The organism is Paucibacter sp. Y2R2-4, from assembly GCF_025717535.1.
In the GTDB taxonomy this organism is placed as follows: domain Bacteria; phylum Pseudomonadota; class Gammaproteobacteria; order Burkholderiales; family Burkholderiaceae_C; genus Paucibacter_A.
Genome location: NZ_JAJIRO010000001.1, coordinates 234,645 through 255,734, shown reverse-complemented (window position 1 = coordinate 255,734; position 21,090 = coordinate 234,645). Strand labels below are relative to the sequence as shown.

15 protein-coding genes and 2 riboswitches are annotated in these 21,090 nt (G+C 62.2%); of the genes, 4 read left to right on the top strand and 11 right to left on the bottom strand.

The features are described from left to right. Positions 1 to 3: 3 nt before the first annotated feature. The 4 genes from arsH to LNV06_RS00985 are packed head-to-tail and all read right to left on the bottom strand — an operon-like array spanning position 4 to position 2,305. The gene (arsH, locus tag LNV06_RS01000) at positions 4 to 735 is read right to left on the bottom strand and encodes an arsenical resistance protein ArsH (protein WP_263536383.1); all 732 of its coding nucleotides are present in this window, start codon (positions 733 to 735) and stop codon (positions 4 to 6) included. Continuing rightward, positions 728 to 1,420: an aquaporin gene (locus tag LNV06_RS00995; protein ID WP_263536382.1), complete on the bottom strand. Its 693-nt coding sequence runs from the start codon at positions 1,418 to 1,420 to the stop codon at positions 728 to 730. Before LNV06_RS00995 ends, arsH begins: the two co-directional genes overlap by 8 nt. Positions 1,421 to 1,422: 2 nt before the next feature. Beyond that, positions 1,423 to 1,947, bottom strand: a complete 525-nt coding sequence (locus tag LNV06_RS00990) for an arsenate reductase ArsC (RefSeq protein ID WP_263536381.1) — start codon at positions 1,945 to 1,947, stop codon at positions 1,423 to 1,425. Between the two features lie 34 nt (positions 1,948 to 1,981). Continuing rightward, positions 1,982 to 2,305, bottom strand: coding sequence for an ArsR/SmtB family transcription factor (locus LNV06_RS00985; protein ID WP_263536380.1), 324 nt, complete (start codon positions 2,303 to 2,305; stop codon positions 1,982 to 1,984). A 184-nt stretch (positions 2,306 to 2,489) separates the two neighbouring features. On the opposite strand from LNV06_RS00985, the gene arsA reads away from it, so the two are divergent. After that, positions 2,490 to 4,271 carry an arsenical pump-driving ATPase gene (gene arsA / locus LNV06_RS00980; RefSeq protein ID WP_318013401.1) on the top strand — a complete coding sequence of 594 codons (1,782 nt, stop codon included), beginning with the start codon at positions 2,490 to 2,492 and terminating at the stop codon, positions 4,269 to 4,271. An 11-nt stretch (positions 4,272 to 4,282) separates the two neighbouring features. On the opposite strand, the gene LNV06_RS00975 is transcribed toward arsA, so the two are convergent. From LNV06_RS00975 to LNV06_RS00945, 7 genes are all read right to left on the bottom strand, one after another. Continuing rightward, positions 4,283 to 5,674 (bottom strand): L-serine ammonia-lyase, encoded by a 1,392-nt coding sequence (locus LNV06_RS00975; RefSeq protein WP_263536379.1) that lies wholly within the window; start codon positions 5,672 to 5,674, stop codon positions 4,283 to 4,285. A gap of 99 nt (positions 5,675 to 5,773) precedes the next feature. After that, positions 5,774 to 8,671 carry an aminomethyl-transferring glycine dehydrogenase gene (gene gcvP / locus LNV06_RS00970; RefSeq protein WP_263536378.1) on the bottom strand — a complete coding sequence of 966 codons (2,898 nt, stop codon included), beginning with the start codon at positions 8,669 to 8,671 and terminating at the stop codon, positions 5,774 to 5,776. A gap of 158 nt (positions 8,672 to 8,829) precedes the next feature. Continuing rightward, positions 8,830 to 9,204: a glycine cleavage system protein GcvH gene (gene gcvH, locus LNV06_RS00965; RefSeq protein ID WP_263536377.1), complete on the bottom strand. Its 375-nt coding sequence runs from the start codon at positions 9,202 to 9,204 to the stop codon at positions 8,830 to 8,832. Positions 9,205 to 9,341: 137 nt separating this feature from the next. Continuing rightward, a complete protein-coding gene (gene gcvT / locus LNV06_RS00960; RefSeq protein ID WP_263536376.1) occupies positions 9,342 to 10,463 on the bottom strand; it encodes a glycine cleavage system aminomethyltransferase GcvT in 1,122 nt (373 codons plus the stop codon). Between the two features lie 54 nt (positions 10,464 to 10,517). Next, a riboswitch (glycine riboswitch) is annotated at positions 10,518 to 10,627 on the bottom strand. Between the two features lie 17 nt (positions 10,628 to 10,644). Next, a riboswitch (glycine riboswitch) is annotated at positions 10,645 to 10,748 on the bottom strand. Between the two features lie 54 nt (positions 10,749 to 10,802). Next, positions 10,803 to 14,162 carry an amidohydrolase family protein gene (locus LNV06_RS00955; RefSeq protein ID WP_263536375.1) on the bottom strand — a complete coding sequence of 1,120 codons (3,360 nt, stop codon included), beginning with the start codon at positions 14,160 to 14,162 and terminating at the stop codon, positions 10,803 to 10,805. A gap of 162 nt (positions 14,163 to 14,324) precedes the next feature. Beyond that, positions 14,325 to 15,017, bottom strand: coding sequence for a response regulator transcription factor (locus LNV06_RS00950; protein ID WP_263536374.1), 693 nt, complete (start codon positions 15,015 to 15,017; stop codon positions 14,325 to 14,327). After that, a complete protein-coding gene (locus LNV06_RS00945) occupies positions 15,014 to 16,759 on the bottom strand; it encodes a PAS domain-containing sensor histidine kinase (RefSeq protein ID WP_263536373.1) in 1,746 nt (581 codons plus the stop codon). Before LNV06_RS00945 ends, LNV06_RS00950 begins: the two co-directional genes overlap by 4 nt. 285 nt (positions 16,760 to 17,044) lie before the next feature. Between LNV06_RS00945 and LNV06_RS00940 the strand changes: the two genes are divergently transcribed. The 3 genes from LNV06_RS00940 (at position 17,045) to LNV06_RS00930 (ending at position 21,087) form a co-directional block, all read left to right on the top strand. Continuing rightward, positions 17,045 to 17,446, top strand: a complete 402-nt coding sequence (locus LNV06_RS00940) for a response regulator (RefSeq protein WP_263536372.1) — start codon at positions 17,045 to 17,047, stop codon at positions 17,444 to 17,446. Positions 17,447 to 17,563: 117 nt separating this feature from the next. Next, positions 17,564 to 19,489 (top strand): methyl-accepting chemotaxis protein, encoded by a 1,926-nt coding sequence (locus LNV06_RS00935; RefSeq protein ID WP_263536371.1) that lies wholly within the window; start codon positions 17,564 to 17,566, stop codon positions 19,487 to 19,489. A gap of 14 nt (positions 19,490 to 19,503) precedes the next feature. After that, entirely contained in the window at positions 19,504 to 21,087 is a 1,584-nt protein-coding gene (locus LNV06_RS00930) for a chemotaxis protein CheW (RefSeq protein WP_263536370.1), read from the top strand. Positions 21,088 to 21,090: the final 3 nt, after the last annotated feature.

The following is a 21,090-nucleotide window of genomic DNA, read 5'->3' as shown; positions in this document are numbered from 1 at the left end:
TACTCAAAGTGCGCGTTGATTGACTCGCTGCGACAGCGCTTCGGCACTCTCCTTGCGCTCGCTGTAGCGGTCCACCAGATAGGGGCCCAAGTCACGCGTCAACAAAGTGAACTTGACGAGTTCTTCCATCACGTCCACCACGCGGTCATAAAAAGCCGAAGGCTTCATGCGGCCCTCTTCGGTGAATTCGGCAAAGGCCTTGGCCACCGAGGATTGGTTGGGAATGGTCAACATACGCATCCAGCGCCCCAACACCCGCATCTGATTCACCGCATTGAAAGACTGCGAACCGCCGCAGACTTGCATCAAGGCCAGGGTCTTGCCTTGCGTTGGGCGAACCGCGCCGGCCGCCAAGGGAATCCAGTCGATTTGCGCTTTCATCACGCCCGTCATGGCGCCATGGCGTTCGGGTGAACACCAGACCATGCCTTCGGACCAGGCCGCCAATTGCCTCAGCTCTTGCACCTTGGGGTGACTGTCCGGCGCATCGTCGGGCAGCGGCAGGCCGCTGGGATCGAAGATGCGCCCCTCGGCGCCCATCGCCTCCAGCAAACGCGCGGCCTCAAAACTCAGCAGCCGGCTGTAAGAGCGCTCCCGCACCGAGCCGTACAAGATCAGGATGCGGGGGCGATGCGCTGAAGGCTGGGGCAGCTGCAGCTGCTCTTGTGTGGGGCGCTCGAACAAGTCCGCATTCAGCGCCGGGAAGCTGGCGTCGGGAAAGAGCAGCTCAGACATGCGGCAGCTCTACGCCTGCATGAGTACGGGGCGCCTTGGCCGGCAACAAGATCTGGTGCACTGCCACGGCCAGGCCCGCGCCGAGCAATTGCGCCAGCACGAAACCGATGGCGCTGCTCGGTGCAATGCCCGCAAAGCTGTCGCTGAACATGCGGCCGAACACGGCCGCCGGGTTGGCGAATGAGGTGGAGGCGGTGAACCAATAGGCCGCGCCGATATAGGCCGCCACCATGGCCGAAGCCCGGCCGGCCGGTGCCCGCAGAATCACCAGCAGCAGACCGAAGGTGGCCACGGTCTCGGCAATCCATTGGCCGTTGCCGCTGCGCAGCTTGGTCGAGAACTGCCAAATACTCATGTCGAACATCGCATGCACCAGCCAGGCGCCCAGCATCGCGCCCAACAGTTGCACCGCCACATAGGGTGCGAAAAGCGCCTTGGGCAGATCGCCCCGAAAGGCCATCACCAGCGAAACTGCCGGATTGAAATGGGCACCGCTGATGGGGCCAAACACCTCGATCAGGATGTAAAGCCCCCCCACGGTCGCCAGCGTGTTGGCCAGCAAAGCCAGCGCCACATTGCCGCCCGACAAGCGCTCGGCCATCACGCCAGAGCCGATCACCACGGCCAGCAACAGGGCAGTGCCCAGTGCTTCGGCCAGAAGCTTTTGTGAGGTGCTGCTGTTCATGTTCAAGAGGCCGCAATCTCGTTCAAAGCGGCCAGCAACTCGGCCTTGCTCAATTGCCCCAAGGGCAAGCTCAAGAGTTGCAGCATGCGGTAGGCAATCGCCTGGCGGGTCAACTCAAAAGCACGGCGTTTGCCTTCATCGCCGCCCTCGGCATTGGACGGGTCGGGGTAGCCCCAGTGGATCTTCAAGGGCTGGCCGCCCGCTGAGGGCGCGCCAAAGAAGACCGGGCATTGCTCGGCCGCAGCGCTGTCGCAAACGGTGATGACCAAGGACAGCGGAGGCGCCTCGGGCGTGGTGAACTCGTCCCAGCTCTTGCTGCGGTAGCCGCTGATGTCTACGCCGGCATTGGTCAGCGCCTCCACGGCAAAGGGGTTCAGGCGACCGCTGGGCGCACTGCCGGCGCTGAAGGCGCGCACGTCTTTGCCCAGCTTTTTTGCCCAATGGTTGAGCATGCCTTCGCTGAGCACGCTGCGGGCCGAGTTGTGGGTGCAGAGGATGAGGACGTTGAAGCGGGTGGATGGATTCACGGTAGAGGGGCTTTCAGACAAGACGAGGGAGGAGTTAGCAGCCGCAGCTATCGGCTGAAACCGGCAGGCAGGCTTCACCTTGGCAGCAGTTTTCGGTCAGATAGGCCATCAAGCCATTCATGTGCTCAAACGAGGCGCGGTAGACCATATTGCGGCTCATGCGCTCTTGGCTGACCAGGCCGGCATTGGCCAATTCCTTCAAATGAAAGGACAGCGTCGCTGCCGGTAGTTCCAGTGCCTCAGCAATGGCGCCAGGCGTCAGACCCTCTTTGCCGGCCACCACCAAAAGGCGAAAAACCTTCAGACGGTGGGTCTGCGCGAGGGCGGCGAGCGAGCGGATGATGACTTGTTCTTCCATAAGTCGATAATTCTATAGAAGTGGAAATATGGATGCAAGGATTGATGCAGCGCAATCAAGAGGTTTGAAATAGTTGCAGACTGGCGAGGCCTGGGCTCGAGCTTCAAGCGACTTGTCGCCATACTGAGAAGCATCCCCCAAGTTCTTTCCCATCGCCCTCGTCGGGCGGACACTGCGGAGCAAGATGGACACAAGCTTGAAATTCCTCGATCGCCTGCCTCGCTTTGCCTTCTTCACCGGCAAAGGCGGCGTTGGCAAAACCTCTCTGGCCTGTGCTACCGCCTTGAAACTGGCGGATTCTGGGCAGCGGGTGCTCTTGGTCAGCACCGACCCGGCGTCCAATGTCGGCCAGGTCTTTGATGTGCCGATTGGCAATGAGATCACCGCAATCCCGGCCGTGCCCCGGCTGTGGGCCTTGGAGATTGACCCGCATGCGGCAGCGCAGGGCTACCGTGACCGCATCGTTGGCCCTTCACGCGGGGTGCTGCCCGATGACATCGTCAAGGGCATGGAAGAGCAAATGTCGGGCGCTTGCACCACCGAGATTGCCGCATTCGATGAGTTCACCGGCTTGTTGACCGATGCCGCGCTGCTGGCGCGCTTTGATCATGTTTTGTTCGACACAGCACCCACCGGCCACACCATTCGCCTTTTGCAGCTCCCTGGGGCTTGGAATCAATTCTTGGAAACGGGCCAGGGCGACGCTTCCTGCCTAGGTCCATTGGCGGGTTTGGACAAGCAGAGAACGCAATACCAGGCCGCGGTGGAGGCCCTGGCCGACCCGCTTCGAACCCGGCTGGTATTGGTGGCGCGCGCGCAAGCATCGAGTCTGCGTGAATTGGCGCGCACCCACCATGAGTTGGCGGCCGTCGGCCTGTCTCAGCAGTATCTGGTCATCAATGGCCTGATGCCCGCGGACGAAGGCACTGGTGATCCCTTGGCGGCGGCGGTGGTGCACCGAGAGAGCCAGGCACTCGCGGCGATGCCGGAGTTGCTGCGCTCGCTGCCTATGGATTGCATCCCATTGCAGGGCTTTGATTTGGTCGGTTTAGACGCCTTGCGGCAGTTGCTGATGGAGCCTCTCAAGCCCACCGCGCGGCAGCAGGCTAGCCAGGCGCTGACACCGCTGCAGGCACCTGCCTTGTCCGATTTGATCGACGAGTTGGAGGCGCCCGGTCACGGGCTGATCATGGTGATGGGCAAAGGTGGCGTCGGCAAAACCACCTTGGCGGCGGCGCTGGCTCTGGAGTTGGCCCGGCGCGGGCATGAGGTGCATCTCAGTACCTCAGACCCGGCCGCTCATTTGCAGGAAACGCTCAGCGGGGCCATGGCGCAGCTCACCGTCAGTCGCATTGACCCGCAGACTGAAACTCAGCGCTACCGTGATCAAGTCATGGCCAGCAAGGGCAAGAAGCTGGATGCACACGGCCGTGCCCTGCTGGAAGAAGACCTGCGCTCGCCTTGCACCGAGGAGATTGCGGTCTTCCAGGCCTTCTCTCGCATCATCCGTGAGGCCGGCCGCAAGTTTGTGGTGATGGATACCGCGCCCACCGGCCACACCTTGCTGCTGCTGGATGCCACTGGCGCCTATCACCGAGAGATCAGCCGGCAGATGACGGATGCGGGCCTGCGCTTCACCACGCCCATGATGCAGTTGCAAGACGCCAGCCGCACCAAAGTTTTGATCGCCACGCTGGCCGAAAACACGCCGGTTCAAGAAGCCGCCAGGCTTCAGCAAGACCTGCGCCGAGCCGGCATCGAACCCTGGGCTTGGATCATCAACAACAGCCTGGCCGCCAGCCAGACCCGCTCACCCTTGCTGCAAGCCCGAGCAGCGAAGGAATTGCCCTTCATCCAGGCCGTGGCTGCTGAGCATGCCCAGCGTTATGCGGTGGTGCCGCTGCAGGCCGAGGAGCCCGTGGGCATCACTCGGCTCACGGCCTTGCTAAGGCCCCAGCTCCACTGAGCGAGGCCAGATCAGCACTCGACGATATTCACCGCCAGGCCGCCGCGCGCGGTTTCTTTGTACTTGGTCATCATGTCGGCGCCGGTGTCGCGCATGGTCTTGATGACCTTGTCCAGGCTGACAAAGTGCGTGCCATCGCCGCGCAAGGCCATGCGGGCGGCGTTGATGGCCTTCACCGAGGCAATGGCGTTGCGTTCGATGCAGGGGATCTGCACCAGGCCACCCACCGGGTCGCAGGTCAAGCCGAGGTGGTGTTCCATGCCGATCTCGGCGGCGTTTTCCACCTGCTCGGGCGTGCCTCCCATCACTTGGCAAAGCGCGCCCGCAGCCATGGAGCAGGCCACGCCCACTTCGCCCTGGCAGCCGACCTCGGCGCCCGAAATCGAAGCGTTTTCTTTGTAGAGAATGCCGATCGCTGCGGCGGTCAGCAAGAAGTCGATCACGCCGTCGTCATTGGCGTGGTGCACAAAGCGGCTGTAGTAATGCAGCACGGCGGGCACGATGCCGGCGGCGCCGTTGGTGGGCGCCGTCACGACGCGGCCACCCGCTGCGTTCTCTTCATTCACCGCCAGCGCATAGAGATTGACCCAGTCCATCACCTGCAGCGGGTCGCGCAGGGCGGCTTCCGGGTTGGCGGTCAGGTCACGGTGCAATTGCGGCGCGCGGCGCTTGACCTTGAAGCCGCCGGGCAAGATGCCCTCGGTTTTGCAGCCGCGGGTCACGCAGTCTTGCATGACCTGCCAAATCTTCAAAAGACCGGCGCGGGTTTCTTCGTCTGTGCGCCAGTGGCGCTCATTGCGGCGCATCACTTCGGCGATGCTGATGCCGTGCTGCTTGGTCAAAGCCAGCAACTCGTCGCCCGACTTGAAGGGGTAGGGCAGCACGGTGGCGTCAGGCGCGATGACTTTTTGCTTTTGCCCGTCGGCCAAGACCTCTTCGGCCACCACAAAGCCGCCGCCCACCGAGTAATAGGTGCGCTCAGTCAGCAACTCGCCTTGCTCGTCATAGGCGCTGAACTTCATGCCGTTGGCGTGCAGCGGCAGACTTTGGCGGCGGAACATCACCAGGTCCTTGGCCTCGTTGAAGGCAACAGTTTTCTCGCCCAGCAAGTTCACGGAATTGCCGCTGCGGATGGCGTCCAGATAAGCCGGTACTTGCTCGACATCTACCGTGTCTGGCTCATGGCCGGCCAAGCCCAACAAAACCGCCTTGTCGCTGCCGTGGCCCTTGCCTGTGGCGCCCAAAGAGCCGTACAGCTGCGACACCACACGCGCGGTTTTGCCCAGAAGCTCTTCATGGCGCAGGCGCAGCACGAAGAGGCGCGCGGCGCGCATGGGGCCCACGGTGTGGCTGCTGGATGGTCCGATGCCGATCTTGAAAAGGTCAAAAACTGAAACGGCCATGGGGCCTCCGCAGGAAAAAGTGAAATCGTGAGTTCAAAAAAAACCGACGGCGCAGCAGTGGTTTCTGCGCGCGGTCGGTTTTGCTGTTCAGAGTGAGGATCAGCTCTGGTAGTCGCTCATCGGTGGGCAAGAGCAGGACAGATTGCGGTCACCGTAGACGTTGTCCACGCGGCCGACCGGCACCCAGTACTTCTGGCGGCGCAGCGTGGCCACCGGGTAGGCGGCGACTTCACGGCTGTAGCCATGGGTCCACTCGGCCTTTAGCAAGCTCTCGGCGGTGTGCGGCGCGTTCACCAGCGGATTGTCTTCGCGGCTCCAAGTGCCCTTGGCCACTTCTTCGATTTCGGCGCGGATGGCCAGCATCGCATCGCAGAAGCGGTCCAGTTCGAACTTGGACTCCGACTCGGTCGGCTCCACCATCAAGGTGCCGGCCACCGGGAAGGACAAGGTCGGTGCATGGAAGCCGTAGTCGATCAAGCGCTTGGCCACGTCTTCGGCGCCGACGCCGGTGGCGTCCTTCAAGGGACGGATGTCCAAGATGCACTCGTGCGCCACGCCGCCACCCTTGACGCCAGCGATATTGCCGCTGAAGTGGATGTCATAGGCCTCGGCCAAGCGCGCAGCCACATAGTTGGCCGACAGGATGGCCACTTCGGTGGCGGCCTGCAGGCCATCGGCACCCATCATGCGCACATACATCCAGCTGATCGGCAGCACGGCGGCATTGCCCAGAGGCGCAGCCGAAACCGCGCCGATAGCGGTCTTGCTTTCATAGCCGGCCGAGCGATGCACCGGCAGATAAGGCACCAGATCGGCCACCACGCAAACCGGGCCAACGCCGGGGCCGCCACCGCCGTGCGGGATGCAGAAGGTCTTGTGCAAGTTCAGGTGCGACACATCGCCGCCGAACTCGCCCGGAGCCGCCACGCCGACCAAGGCGTTCATATTGGCGCCGTCCACATAGACACGGCCGCCATGGCTCTTCACCAGCGCGCAGATTTCCTTCACATGGGTGTCAAACACGCCATACGTGGAGGGGTAGGTGATCATGATGGCGGCCAGATTGGCGCTGTGCTGTTCGCACTTGGCCTTCAGGTCGACCAGATCGATATTGCCTTCCTTGTCGCACTTGGTCACCACCACGCTCATGCCGACCATCTGGGCCGACGCGGGGTTGGTACCATGGGCCGATTCAGGGATCAAGCAGATCTTGCGATTGCCTTCGCCACGCGACTCATGCCAGGCCTTGATGGCCAAGAGACCCGCATACTCGCCTTGAGAACCGGCATTGGGCTGCAGGCTGATGCCGGCATAGCCGGTGGCTTGGCAGAGCCAGCCGGTCAGCTGCTCGTTCAACAGGGCATAACCCTTCAGCTGATCGTGCGGCGCGAAGGGGTGAATCGCGGCGAACTCGGGCCAGGTGATGGGGATCATCTCGCTGGTGGCGTTCAGCTTCATGGTGCAGGAGCCCAGCGGGATCATGCTGCGGTCCAGCGCCAAGTCCTTGTCCGACAGGGCGCGCAGATAGCGCAGCATTTCGGTTTCGGAGTGGTAGCGGTTGAAGACCGGGTGGCTCAGGTAGGCCGAAGTGCGTTGCAGTTCCGCCGGAATCAGCGAAGCCACGCCCTTCTCAAAGGCCGAGAAGTCGGCGGCAGCCTTGCCAGCCGAGAACACCGCCAGCAGCGCTTGCAGATCGGCGCGGGTGGTGGTTTCGTCCAGCGAGATGCTGACGGCGTCCACGGCCGCACGGCGCAAGTTCATGCCAGCAGCGACGGCGGCAGCCAGCACGCCATCGGTCTTGCCGCCGGTTTGCACCGTCAGTGTGTCGAAAGCGCTGGCGTTAGCAATCGTCCAGCCCAGGCCTTGCAAGCTCTTGGACAGCACCGCGGTGAAGCTGGCAACGCGCTGAGCGATGCGCTTCAAGCCTGCCGGGCCGTGATAGACCGCGTACATGCTGGCCACCACGGCCGGCAGCACCTGAGCGGTACAGATGTTCGATGTGGCCTTTTCGCGGCGGATGTGTTGCTCGCGGGTCTGCAGCGCCAAGCGGTAAGCCTGATTGCCGTGAGCGTCGATCGAGACGCCAACCAGACGGCCGGGCAGATTGCGCTTGTACTCGTCCTTGCAAGCCATGTAAGCGGCGTGCGGGCCGCCATTGCACATGGGCATGCCGAAACGCTGGGTGGTGCCGATGGCGATGTCGGCGCCCATCTCGGCCGGGGCCTTGATCAGGGTCAGGGCCAGCAAATCGGCGGCTGCAATCAGCAAAGCGCCTTGGGCATGCAGGGCATCAGCGGCGGCTTGCAAGCTGCGCACCTCACCGAACACGCCGGGGTATTGCAGCAGGGCGGCAAAGCACTCGCTCTTGCCGGCTTCGGCAGCGGGGCCCACTTGCACGCTAAAGCCCAGCGGTTCGGCACGGGTGCGGATCACTTCCAGCGTCTGCGGCAGCACATCGTCGGCGACGAAGAAGACTTGTGACTTGCTCTTGCCCACGCGAGCGGCCAGGGTCATCGCTTCGGCGGCGGCGGTGGCTTCGTCCAGCATGGATGCGTTGGCGATGGCCATGCCGGTCAGGTCGGTCACCATGGTCTGGAAGTTGACCAGGGCCTCCATGCGGCCTTGCGAGATTTCAGCTTGGTAAGGTGTGTAGGCGGTGTACCAGGCGGGGTTTTCAAGGATGTTGCGCAGGATGACGCCCGGAGTGAGGGTGTCGTAATAACCCTGGCCGATATAGCTCTTCAGCACCTTGTTCTGCGACGCCACGGCCTTCAACTCGGCCAAGGCTGCGGCCTCGCCGGCCACCGGCGGCAGGTCCATGCCGACCGAGCGCTTGATGCTGGCGGGCACGATGGCTTCGATCAGCGCGCGACGTGAGGCGGCACCGATCACCGACAGCATGGCGACTTCATCGCTGGCGTAGGGGCCAATGTGGCGGGCGTGGAATTCGGAGGCGTTTTCGAGCGCGGCCAGCGGCTGCAGGGTGGACATCAACATGGCAATTCCTTGCTGGAGTGCGCCGGCTCGTGGCGGGCAGACTCCGATCATTCGGGGAAGGGCGGGGCGCTCTTGAAAGCACCCCTGGGACTTCTAAGCTATCCAGGCTTCTGCCGAGCTTTGCCCGCACGGGGCCGAGCCGGCAGCAGCCCTGTCAATCAGCTGTTCTTGACCAGCTCGTCGTAGGCGGTGCTGTCCATCAGGCCATCGAGTTCTGCGGCGTTGCTGAGCTTGACCTTGAAGAACCAGCCGGCCTTCAGCGGGTCGGAGTTGGCCAGCGAAGGGTCGTCGCGCAGGGCTTCGTTGACTTCGGTGATTTCGCCGCTGACGGGCATGTAGACGTCGGCTGCGGCCTTGACGGACTCGACCACGCCGGCCACTTCCTTGGCGGCAAAAGAGGCGCCAATGCTGGGCAGGTCAACGAACACCACATCGCCCAGCGCGTCTTGCGCATGCACGGTGATGCCCACGGTGACGATGCCGTCAGCTTCGATCTGGACCCACTCGTGGTCGTGCGTGTACTTGATGCTCATGTGTTGCTCCGTGAATAAATGAGTGCAGGAGGGAGAAAAATCGAATCAACCAAGAAAGTTCAGCAAAATCTGACCCCAGCAGGGCCAGGGATCAGCCGCGAACTTGGGCGCGAACTTAGCCGCAAATCAACCGCGAATCAACCACGGTAGTAGCCGTTAGGTGTGAAAGGCGTGCTGGAGACCGTCATCGGCGTGCGCTTGTCACGCACGATGGCGAACACCTCGGTGCCTAGGGCTGAGTAATCCTTGCTCAGATAGGCCAGCGCAACTGGCTTGCCCACCGTGGGGCCGAGGGTGCCGCTGGTGACGACGCCGATCTCGGCGCCATCGGCATTGACCAGCTTGGCGCCTTCGCGCACCGGCATGCGTTCGCTGCTGACCAAGCCGACGCGCTTGCGGGCGGCGCCGTTGGCCAATTGTTCGTCCACCACGGCAGCGCCGGGGTAGCCACCGGCACGGGCGCCACCGGCGCGGCGTACCTTTTGGATGGCCCAGGTCAGCGAGGCTTCGACGGGGGTGGTTTCGGTGTTGATGTCATGGCCGTAGAGGCACAGGCCGGCTTCCAAGCGCAGCGAGTCACGCGCGCCCAGACCGATGGGCTTGACTTCCGGCTGAGCCAGCAGCTTGCGGGCCAAGTCGACCGCTTGGTCTTGGTGCACCGAGATTTCGAAACCGTCTTCGCCGGTATAGCCCGAGCGGGTCAGGAAGGTGGCTATGCCGTCCAGATTGAAGAAGCCGCCGGTCATGAAGGTCAGCTTGGCGACTTCAGGATTCAGGCGCGACAAGGCGGTCACGGCTTGTGGGCCTTGCAAGGCCAGCAGGGCCTGCTCGGGCAAAGGCAAGACCTGGCACTTGTCACCAATCTTGGCTTGCATATGGGCGATGTCTTGCACCTTGCAACCGGCATTGACCACCACAAAGAGGTCGTCCGGGCGGCGGGCGATCATCAAATCGTCCAAGATGCCGCCGGCCTCGTTGGTGAACAGGGCGTAGCGCTGCTTGAACAAGCCCAGGTCGATCACGTCCACCGGCACGATGGTTTCCAGCGCGGCGGCGGCGCCTTCGCCGATCAAGCGGACCTGGCCCATGTGGGAGACGTCGAACAAGCCAGCGGCAGCGCGGGTGTGCTTGTGTTCGGCCATCACGCCGCTCGGGTACTGCACCGGCATGTCGTAGCCGCCAAAGGGCACCATCTTGGCGCCGAGTTCAATGTGCAGCGCGTGCAGGGGAGTCTTGAGGAGGGTTTGATCAGCGGACATGGCGGACTAAGTCGAGGGCAGTCATCTGGCCTACTCCAACCAGGGAGTAGGGGGAATGCCCTCGCTGTCCGCTTTACCTGAGAGATTGGCCGCCGGCGTATTGCCCGCAGCTTGCCCCTTCGGTGGACGGGCTCAAAGGCTCGTCTCTCTCCAGTGAGGAACGCCCGACGTTTTGTGAACGGACGTTTTGTCAGTCCTTTTGCCTGAGCGTTCGCAGCGTGGGATCACCAGTGCCACTGCGCCTTCGGCGGTTCCCGCGAGGGAACTCTCTCCTGACGGGGGGCATTGTAGCCATGCTTTGCCCCCACTCGAACGAGACTTTTTCAGCCCCCGCACAGATCAATCATGGCCATGGGCATGCGCTTGGCCCGCCAGTTCTTCGTTGATGGGCGCCGCTTCGCCGTTCACACCCTCAAAGAAGAAGGGTCGGCGGGTCTTGCTGCGCGGCAAGACCTCGTTCATGGTCTTGGCCTCGAACAAACGGCCGTTTTGCATCACCTGGCTGATCTGGTCGCTGTTGCGAATATTGCCGAGCACATCGCCGCTGATGATCACCAAATCGGCCAGCTTGCCCACCTCCAGCGAGCCCAGGTCTTTGTCCAGGCCCAGGGTCTGGGCCGGGTTCAAGGTGGCGCTGCGGATGGCTTCCAGCGAGCTCATGCCGCCCAGGCCATACATCCACATTTCCCAATGCGCGCCCAGGCCTTCGCGCTGGCCATGGGCGCCGATATTGGTGCGCACGCCGGCGCGCTGCAGCTCGGTGGCGGTCTTGGCGATGCGCAGGATGTTGAAGTCTTCGTCCGGGGCGGTCAGGCGGCGCACGCTGCGCGCTTGCAGCAGGGCGCGGGGCACATAGCGGGTCAGCAGTGGGTGCTTCCAGACCTCGGTGCGGGCGTACCAGTAATGCTCACCGTCCAAGCCGCCAAAGCCCACGTTCAAGGTGGGCGTGTAAGCCACCTGGGTTTGCGACCAGAGCTGCTTCACATCGTCATAGACCTGGGCCACCGGCAGCGAATGCTCGATGGTGCTGTGGCCGTCCACAATCATGTTCATATTCAGCTGGAACAGCGAGGCGCCCTCGGGCACCACCATCATGCCGGACTGGCGCGCGGCCTCGATGATTTGCTGGCGTTGCTCGCGGCGCGGCTGCTGATAGCTCTTCACGCTGATGGCCCCGGCGGCTTGTTGGCGCTTCAGGTGCACCAGTGCATCGTCCAGCTTGTTGATGACGGCGGTGAAGGGCGTTTTGGCGCCATACAGAATCGTGCCGCTCGAATAGATGCGCGGCGCCAGCACGGTGCCGGCGCGCTGCATTTCGGCCTGGGTGAAGATGTCGCCATTGCGGTTGGAGGGGTCATGCAAGGTGGTCACCCCGAAGGCCAGCGATGCGTAATTGACCCAGCTTTGCTGCGGAATGATTTCAGTCTCGCCCATGCCACCGTGCCAATGGGCATCGATCAGGCCGGGGATGATGGTCTTGCCGCTGGCGTCCAGCATCCGAGCGCCGGCAGGCACCTGCACCAGACCCTTGGCGCCGATGGCTGCGATGCGATTGCCCTCGACCACGATCACGCCGTCTGGGATGACCTCGTCGCCCTTCATCGTCACGATGCGCGCGCCGCTGATGGCAATGGCGCCACCGGGCTTGTCGGCCTTTTGCACAAAGCCGATAGGGCGGCCTTGGGCGGACGGCTTGAATTCGCTGGCCTTGCCTTCGGACGCCGCAGCGCCGGGCTTGTAGGCATCGGCTAGGGCGGTGGTGAACAGCTGATCGGCCGCGGTGAAGTGCACGCTGCGGCTGTCGCCGCTCCACTGCATGGCCTCGCCGCTGATCACGTCCAGCTGACGCACCGGCAAGGCTTCCATTTTGGGCCCCACGCTGATCGACTTGCCGGCCTGCGGCAGCGGCGTCACATAGGCATGGAAGCGCTCCACAAAGCCCAGCCACTGGCCGTCCGGCGAGAGGCTGAACTCGGTGGCAAATTCGGACTTGGCGATCTCGGTTTCTTGCCGGTCTGCCAGGTCAATGCGCACCAGCTTGCGGGCGAAATCCACCTCATTGCTCAGCGACGAGCGGGTCAGGAAGATGGCATCGCTGCGTGCGCCGAACTGCGGGGAATCGCCGTCCTTGGCAATGCGCTGGGGCGCGCCGCTGCCATCGGCAGCGGCGATGTAGATGCCTTTGTCCAGGCCGTGCCAGGGCGAGGTTAGGTAGCCGCCAGGCTGTTTGCTATAGACCACCGACTTGCCATCGGGCGAGAGCTTGGGCGCCAGGTATTTGCCGGGCGCCTTGGTGATCTGGGTCTCGCGGCCGCTGGCCAGGTCCAGCTTGCGCACCGCGCCGAGTTGCTCGTCGTTCCAGGTCACAAAGACCAAGGACTTGCCATCCCGTGAAAAGCTTGGAAAGAACTCGAAGGCGTCGCTGCGTTGCGTGAGTCGGCGCGGTGCCTGCGCCTCTTTCTCCGCGCGCAGGTCCTTGATGTAGAGTTGGCCGAGCGCGGAATAGACCACTGCGCTGCCGTCCGGCGCCACCGTGGCCCAGCGCAATTGCTTGACGGCAAATTGATCCGGAGCCACTTCTTGCGTCTGGCGCAAGGCCTCGCGCACCTCGCGCTGGTCCTTCACATGAAATGGGATCTCGGCGGCCGTGCCTGCAAACGGGTCGACCTTCCAGATGCGGCCTTGGGCCCAGGTCACCACATGCTTGGCATCCGGCGTCCAGGCGAAGGCGGGGTAGACGCCGTTCACCGACCAAGCTTCTTGCAGGTCACGCTCCATCTGGGCCCAGACCGGCTTCTCTTGGCCGCTCTTCAAGTCCTTCAGAAACAGCGTGCTTTGGTTGCGGATGCGGCGCACAAAGGCCAGGTATTTGCCATCGGGCGATGGGGTGGGGCGGATGGCGCCCCCGGCGCCCCGCACAAAGGCTTCCACCGTGCCATCGCGCAAGTCCTGGCGGAAAATCTTGAAGATCTCGCCATTGGCGTCTTTGTTGTACTCAAACTCACGCCCGGCGGTGGTGTCGCGTGAGTAGTAAAGGTAGTTGCCGTCCGGCGAGAGCGCGGGCTCGCCCAGGTCTTTCTGCCAGTTGGGTTTTTCGTTCAGCTGCACGCCCTTGTTGTTGGCGCCGCCATCCAAGTGATAAAGCCAAATCTCACCGGAGCCAGCAGACCGCGTGCCGGTGTAATGCTTGCGCGCTGCGATGTATTTGCCATTCGGGTGCCAAACCGGGTTGTTCAGCAGACGGAAGTCCTCGTTGCTGATGGCACGTGGGTTGGAGCCATCGGCATTCATCACCCAGATGTTGTCGCCGCCGCCGGCGTCGCTTTGAAAGGCGATCAGCTTGCCGTCGGGTGAGAAGCGTGGCTGCTGCTCCCAGGCCACGGAATGCGTCAAGGCCCGCGCCTCGCCGCCAGCGATGGGCAGCAAATACAGATCACCCAGCAAATCGAAGACGATGCTTTGGCCATCTGGGCTCACGTCCAGTGACATCCAGGTGCCGCTGTGGGTGTCGATCGAAACTTGGCGTGCTTGACCGGGCGCTTGGTTGACGTTCCATTTGCTGGCACTTGCTGGCGCCGCAGCATTGGCCGGCACCGGCGCAGCCGGCAGCGTTTGCGCACAGAGTTTGGCGCAGAAAAGGGAGAGCGCCAGGGTGCTGAGTTGCAGGGCGCGTGCAGGGGAAGCTTGGGTGTTCTTCATGGGCTTGTGGCGGCTGTCTGGCGAAATGCTGTCGCAGGTCTGCGGTGGCGCAGCATATTCCAGATGGGCTGAGCGCAAGCTCCGTCAATTCCCCAACTGTGCGCCATGCGCATGGCGCGTTTCTCAGGCCTGCTCACGCCTGCTCAAGCGCTCAATGCCGCTTCAGTGGCCCAGAGGCAAATTGCGCTGTGGGTTCGCAGGCTCCGGCCCCGAGTGCAGCGCTGCCTTTTCTTGGCCGAGCTTGAACAGCGCAGCGTTGTTGCTGACATTGAGCTTTTCCATCAGGCGAACTTTGTGGGTGCTGACGGTTTTGATGCTCAGCCCGAGATTCAAAGCCACTTCGCTGACGCGTTGCCCATCACACAGCAATCTCATCACCTCGCGTTCCCGATGGGTCAAGTCGGCATCCCAGGCCGGGCCGATCTCTGTCTTGCGATGCACCATCATGCGCTCGACCAGATTGGGGTCGAGAAAGCGCCGCCCATGGCGGACATGGCTAACGGCCTCCTGCAGCAACTCAATCGAGCTGTCCTTGGTCACATAGCCCAGGGCTCCGGCCTCGAGTGCACTTTGAACAATGGCGGGGTTGTCGTGCATGGACACCACCAGAATGTTCGCAAGGCCATGGACGGTCTTCAGGCTGGAGATCAATTCAATGCCGGCCTTCAAACCGGCGGCGCCCAGATTCAAGTCCAGCAGCAACACATCAAAAGCCAAGCCTCGGTGCAGCAGGCCCAATAACTGGCTGCCGCTCGACACATCGGCGACCACCTCATGCAAGCCATCGTGCTGCAAGGCCCGGACCAGGCCGGTTCGGACCATGTCATGGTCATCGCAAACGACAAGGCGGATCATGCACTTCCCCCAACAGTGTTCAGATGAAAGCGTCCGCGCACGCTGGTGCCTTCACCCAGGGTGCTCTGCACGGCGAGTTCCGCTCCCAGTTGTTTGGCACGTTCTTGCATGCCCAACATGCCCAGGCCGCGGTTGCCACCGCGTCGATCCAGTGAGAAGCCACAGCCGTCGTCGCGCACTTCGAGATCCAGCACATCATCATGGCAGTCAAGGCGCACGCAAATGGCATGGGCGTCCGCATGAATAGAAGCATTGGTCAGCGCCTCTTGCACGATGCGATAAAGCGTTCGGGCGGTTTGCATGGGCAAGGCAGGTAGCTGCTCGGGCAGATGCGTCTGGATGTCAACGTCGGTGCCCATGGACATCTCCTTGGCCATGCTGCGCAATGCGGGCAAGAGCCCCAATTCCAAGGCTTCAGGGCGCAAGGCTCGGCTGACATCGCGCACGGAATTGACGCATTCCTGGATCATGGTTCGCATATGTTGCAAATCGGCAGGCCCATCGGTCTTCATCAGCAAGTCCACCTCCAGCTTGAGGGCGCCCAACATCTGCCCGAGTTGATCGTGGACATCGCGCGCCAACTCGGCGCGAAACTCGTCGAACTCTTCTTGCTGACGAAGGGAAAAGTCTCGCAATTGCTGTTGCGCGGCATGCAGGGCCAGTTCATTGCGAACCTGTGTCGTCACATCAGACAGCACGCTCAAATGCACGCCGGGCTGGATATGCGCGACGGCCGAGTATTCAACGATCAACGCTTGGCCATCCTTGCGCCACATCTGGGTGCGACCGCTCTGGCGGGCGCTGGCAAAGAGGCGGCGCCACAAGTTCATGTGCGGGTCTTGGCTGTGCCCCTGAATCATCAATTCTTGCGGTGACATCCGCAGCAGTTCCGTCTTGGTGTAGCCCAACATATGGCAGGCCGCTTCGTTGGCATCAATGCAATGGCCCTCGTCATCGGCCAGCAAGATGGCATTTAAAGCGCCGTCAAACAAAGCCTGCAAGCGCCCATTGGCCGCCTGCGCCTGCTGACGTATGGCCACCAATTCGGTAATGTCTTCGGTGCTGCCGTGGTGGCCGATGATGCGGTGAGGCTCTTCGGAGTCAAACTCTGCTTCGCCTCGAATCAGCACCCAGCCGGGGCTGCCGTCACCGCGTTGGACCTCAAGTTCTATGGAGTAGGGGCGGCGCAGGCTTGCCGCTTGCACCCGCATTTCGGCCAATCGCGCACAACCTTTGGCTCCAAATGTGCTCATCCACTCATTTTGAGATAGAGGGCCTAAAGCCGGATCTCGACGGTAGATTGGGTACATATCAGCAGACCAATGGCGTTTTCGACCACTGCGCGAATGCCACCAGATGCCGGTCCGCCCTGAGGCATGAAGCTGGCCCGTCATGCTCGCAGTTATCGGGGTTTGCATCGAGATAAAGCCACGCAGAGTTTCTGCCTCAAACATGGGCTCGATGTCCATCATCACTTTGTAGGGCGTGCCGTCCTTGCGGTGATTGATCAGCTCCAGCCCATGACAAGGCTTGCCTTCGCGGACCGCCGCGGCCATGGCTTCAACGGCCTTGGGGTCGGCGTCCTTGCCCTGCAAGAGTTGGCCCGGAGACCGGCCGCACATGTCTTCGATGCTGTAGCCGGTATGAGCGGTGAATGCGCCATTGACAAAGCGAGTGCGGCCCAATTCGTCGGTGACGATCAGATGGTGCTCGACTTCAAACGACTGGTAAGTCTGAGGCATGGCGTGATTCCTCGGGGCCGTAGGTTCACGCTAACACAGGCCGCCCGGCTCAAACTTCCAATTCAGTGGGTCTTGATTCAGGTCAAAAGATCGGATTAATCCTAGAGAGCCTCAGATATTTGATCCTCGTTTCTCGGATTTGGCCGACTGACAGCTTGGGCCTTGGTCCCTAGGATGGACCTCGAAGTGATCGATTTCACCTGCAGTCTGCTGCGGCTGATTGGAGAAATCGTTCGGAACCGTTTCCTTCTTGAGTTTGCGTCAACCTGAATCGATGGGCCTTTCATGCGCACGAAGATTTTGGTCTTGGGCGATACCACCAGCTTTTGGCGACTGCTTCTGGCATCGCTGGAGGATGCGGGTTATGTGCTGTTCAGTGCTGCGGATGAGGCGCAATGTCTCAGCTTGGCCTTGTCTTGCGCGCCGGACCTGCTCTTGCTGGAAGTCAAGCCCGCACCCGAAGCCAGCCATGCGCTGTGTCAGTTGATGGCTGCTAACCCAAAGTTAAAGCAGATTCCGGTCGTGATGCTGGCGAACTCCGCGGACGAAGCGCAGCAGGACTCGGGCCTGAAGGCGGGCGCCCGGGCCTATTTGGTCAAACCTGTTCACGTCAAAGAATTGCTGGCCTTGTTCCAGCGCTTGCTTGGCCCTGGCGCTTCGATTGACCCGCTCGGTCACTCGCCTTGAGGCCTGTCACCGCTGATTCCATGCTTCGCTGTCATCTCGGTTCTCTTGTTCCCTTCAGATCGAATTCAAAACCGCTGCTTCACAAACGCTGAGCAGCCGCACGAAAGGATTCCCACCATGGCACTGATCAAGAAAGTCGCTCCAAGCGCTGTCGCAGCCTCGCTCAGCACACAGGCATCGCGCAACTCGTCGAGCGCAGCCCGTGAGGCGGAACAGCTGCGCAAGCGTGCGCGAACGCTGGCCAAGCAGCAGCAGGCGGCCGAGCGCATTGCCGCAGCGACCGGACAGATGTCCTCGGGGATCGCGCAAGCCGCTTCCGCGGCGGAAGAACTCAAGCGCGCCGCCGATCAGATTGCCACCGGTGCAGAAGAGGCATCGGGGGCGGCACAAGAATCTCTGGCCGCATTCAAACAGGTGGAAATCTCCATCGGACGACAGTTGATGAATGCGGATACCAGCAGCAAACGCGCCGATGAATCTCAAGTCTTGGTCGCCAAGACCAGTGAAGAGGTCACCCAGCTGATCACCAATGTGGGCATCGCCGCTGAACGCCAGGCCGACTCGGTCAAGATGGTGGCCGAGTTGGAAATGCAGGCGGCCAATATTGGCGACATCGTCAAGGCTGTGGCCCGCATCGCTGATCAGACCAATCTGCTGGCCCTGAACGCCGCCATCGAGGCGGCGCGCGCAGGCCAGCATGGCAAGGGCTTTGCGGTGGTTGCCGACGAAGTGCGCACCTTGGCTGAGACCAGCGAGAAAAGCGCCAAGCAGATTCAGGAACTGGTGGGCCAGATCCAGCAGGAGGTCAAGGTCATTGCCGATGGCATCAGTGAGTCGTCCAAGGCGGTGGCTGCTGATGTGGAGAACGGCAAAGTCATCACGCAGCAGCTGGAACAAGTGCGTGTTGATGTGATCGATATCGTCAAGGGCGTGAGCGAAATTGCCGTCGGCGCCCAACAGTCTTCCACTGCGGCCAAGCAGGCGCTGAAGGGTTCTGAGGACATCGCTGCAGCCGCCGCCGAACAGTCGGCCGCTGCGGAGGAAGCCGCCAAGACTGTGGACGAGCAAGCGCAGGCCCTGGCCGCCAGTGAGCAAACGGCGCAGCATTTGTCGGAGATGTCTGAGGACTTGAAGAACTCGACCGATGTGGCCAAGAGTGCGGAAGAGGTGGCCTCGGCCGCGGAAGAGTTGTCTTCGGCCGTGCAGGAAATCAGCCGCTCCGGCACTCAAATCATGACGGCGATTGAACAGATTCGCCGCGGTGCCGATGTGCAATCGGCCGGCACCGAAGAAGCGGCAGCCGCCATCAGCCAGATTGAGCGTGGCGCACAGATTGCGCAACAACGCGGCCAAAACAGCCAAGAAAAGTTGGCGAACGTGCGAGCACTGCTGGCGACCAATAAGGAGTCGGTGGACGCCTTGATTCGCAATGTGGGGGCTTCGGCCGAAGCGAGCAAGGTCAGCATCCGGCAGGTGAAGGAGCTGGAGTTGGTGTCACGGCGCATCGACAAGATCGTCGATGCCATCACCACCGTCTCGATTCAAACCAATATGTTGGCCGTCAACGGCTCCATCGAGGCGGCCCGCGCCGGGGAGTACGGCAAGGGCTTCGTCGTGGTGGCTACCGACATTCGCAACCTGGCACAAGACTCGGCCGAGAACGCCGATCGCATCAAAGATCTGGTGAAGGCGGTGCAAGACCAGGTGGTCATCGTGGCGCGTGATCTTGCGGAGATTGTGGCCACTGCGCTGGCCGAGGTCGAGAAGGCTCGCGCCACGACGCAAAACCTCATTGCGATCGAAAGCAATGTCTTGGAAGTTGAAAAGGGCGCCAATGAAATCCTCGCGGCCGCCGAAGAGATTGGCGCCGCGGTGGCACAGGTCAAACGCGGCGTCGAGCAAATTTCTGCGGCGGCCCAAGAGGCGCTCAAAGCCTCCGAGGAAGCGGCGGCTGCTGCCAAACAGCAGGCCCAGGGCTCCGAGGAGTTGGCCAGCGCCATCGAGGAAATTTCCTCCCTGGCCGATGAGCTGCAAAGCGCTTGACCCGGGGCCTCGCCATGAACAGCCCCAATGCCGAATCAGGCCTGGCCGCCTCAGAAGCCGGCACCGCCAGTGCCGGTGGCCAGGTCAGCAGTGCCAGCCAATATGTGACCTTTGAAGCCGGCGATGAGGTCTTTGCCGTGGCCATGGCGCCGGTGCAAGAGATCATTCGCGTGCCCGATGTGGTGCGCGTGCCGCTCTCGCCGCCCACACTCGACGGCCTGGCCAATTTGCGCGGCAAGGTGCTGCCGATTGTGTCCTTGCGTCGCGCGCTCGGCTTTGAAGACCGAGCCGCCGACGACGCCTCCCGTGCGGTGGTGATCGATCTGGGCCAGCCCATTGGCTTTGTGGTCGACCGCGTGGCCAGCGTGGTCGGCGTCGATGCCAGCAAGATCGAGGACGTGGGCAGCATCAGCGGTACGGTGAATGCCGATTTGCTCTCAGGCCTGATCAAAGACATCGGCGGCCACGCCATGGTCATGATCTTGAACTTCGAGAAGCTGATTGCTCAGGAGTTTGCCCAGATCGCCGCGATCGGGCAGCGCTCATCGGACGCCATCAGTCAAGGCACGGCGAGCACGGTGCAGGCCGCAGACACTGCGCAAGGCGACGATGAGCTGCAATTGGTGAGCTTTGATGTGGCCGGGCAGGAGTACGCCATCACCATCGAGGACGTGCAGGAGATCGTGCAAGTCCCCGAGCAAATCATCCAAGTGCCGCATGCACAAGCGCATGTGCTGGGCGTGATGACCTTGCGCAATCGCCTGCTGCCCTTGGTGGCCTTGCGCCGCATGTTTGTGCTGGCGGAGCAAGACGCGAACGAGCAAAGCCGTATTGTGGTGGTGGGCATCGGTGGTGCCTCGGTCGGGGTGGTGGTGGACAAGGTCAACGAGGTCTTGCGTGTGGCGCGCCGCGACGTGCAGGCCATGCCTTCTTTGCTGGCCCAAGATGAATCGATGAGTGATGTCAGCGAGATCTGTCGCCTTGAGGGCGGCAAGCGCTTGGTCTCCATCATTTGCACCACCAAGCTCTTCCGTCATTCCGTCATCAAGGAGGCATTGAACGCCGTGAACGACGAATCGCATTTGGCTGACGAAGACCACGCCCAGGAGCAGGCTGGCGAGGGCGGTCGGCGCACCGATGATGACGAGCAGGTGGTGGTGTTTCGCCTCGGCTCCGAGGAGTTCGGCGTGCCGATTGACAGCGTCCAAGAGATTGTTCGCGTGCCCGATTTGCTGACCCATGTGCCCAAGGCACCGGCCTCGGTGGAGGGCGTGATCAATCTGCGCGGCACGGTGCTGCCGGTCTTGGACCTGCGGCGTCGCTTGGGCTTGGCGGCGATTGCGCGCAATGACGGGCAGCGCATCGTGGTTTTTTTGATCCGCGGCGTGCGCACCGGCTTCATTGTCGACGCGGTGGCCGAGGTATTGAAGGTGCCGCGCCGGGCCATCGAGGCCGCGCCGCAGCTCTCGGATGAGCAGTCCACCTTGCTGGCGCGCATGGCCAATCTTGAGAAGCAAAAGCGCATGTTGCAACTGATCGACCCGGCCTATCTGCTGGCTGCGGGCGATCTGCAGCATGTCGCTGAGTTGGCGGCTTAGCAA

What these genes read in the sequence shown, in the direction of transcription:
- arsH (WP_263536383.1), bottom strand. Translation starts at nt 735, where the DNA reads ATGTCTGAGCTGCTCTTTCCCGACGCCAGCTTCCCGGCGCTGAATGCG.
- LNV06_RS00995 (WP_263536382.1), bottom strand. Translation starts at nt 1,420, where the DNA reads ATGAACAGCAGCACCTCACAAAAGCTTCTGGCCGAAGCACTGGGCACT.
- LNV06_RS00985 (WP_263536380.1), bottom strand. Translation starts at nt 2,305, where the DNA reads ATGGAAGAACAAGTCATCATCCGCTCGCTCGCCGCCCTCGCGCAGACC.
- arsA (WP_318013401.1), top strand. Translation starts at nt 2,490, where the DNA reads ATGGACACAAGCTTGAAATTCCTCGATCGCCTGCCTCGCTTTGCCTTC.
- LNV06_RS00975 (WP_263536379.1), bottom strand. Translation starts at nt 5,674, where the DNA reads ATGGCCGTTTCAGTTTTTGACCTTTTCAAGATCGGCATCGGACCATCC.
- gcvP (WP_263536378.1), bottom strand. Translation starts at nt 8,671, where the DNA reads ATGTTGATGTCCACCCTGCAGCCGCTGGCCGCGCTCGAAAACGCCTCC.
- gcvH (WP_263536377.1), bottom strand. Translation starts at nt 9,204, where the DNA reads ATGAGCATCAAGTACACGCACGACCACGAGTGGGTCCAGATCGAAGCT.
- gcvT (WP_263536376.1), bottom strand. Translation starts at nt 10,463, where the DNA reads ATGTCCGCTGATCAAACCCTCCTCAAGACTCCCCTGCACGCGCTGCAC.
- LNV06_RS00955 (WP_263536375.1), bottom strand. Translation starts at nt 14,162, where the DNA reads ATGAAGAACACCCAAGCTTCCCCTGCACGCGCCCTGCAACTCAGCACC.
- LNV06_RS00950 (WP_263536374.1), bottom strand. Translation starts at nt 15,017, where the DNA reads ATGATCCGCCTTGTCGTTTGCGATGACCATGACATGGTCCGAACCGGC.
- LNV06_RS00945 (WP_263536373.1), bottom strand. Translation starts at nt 16,759, where the DNA reads ATGCCTCAGACTTACCAGTCGTTTGAAGTCGAGCACCATCTGATCGTC.
- LNV06_RS00940 (WP_263536372.1), top strand. Translation starts at nt 17,045, where the DNA reads ATGCGCACGAAGATTTTGGTCTTGGGCGATACCACCAGCTTTTGGCGA.
- LNV06_RS00935 (WP_263536371.1), top strand. Translation starts at nt 17,564, where the DNA reads ATGGCACTGATCAAGAAAGTCGCTCCAAGCGCTGTCGCAGCCTCGCTC.
- LNV06_RS00930 (WP_263536370.1), top strand. Translation starts at nt 19,504, where the DNA reads ATGAACAGCCCCAATGCCGAATCAGGCCTGGCCGCCTCAGAAGCCGGC.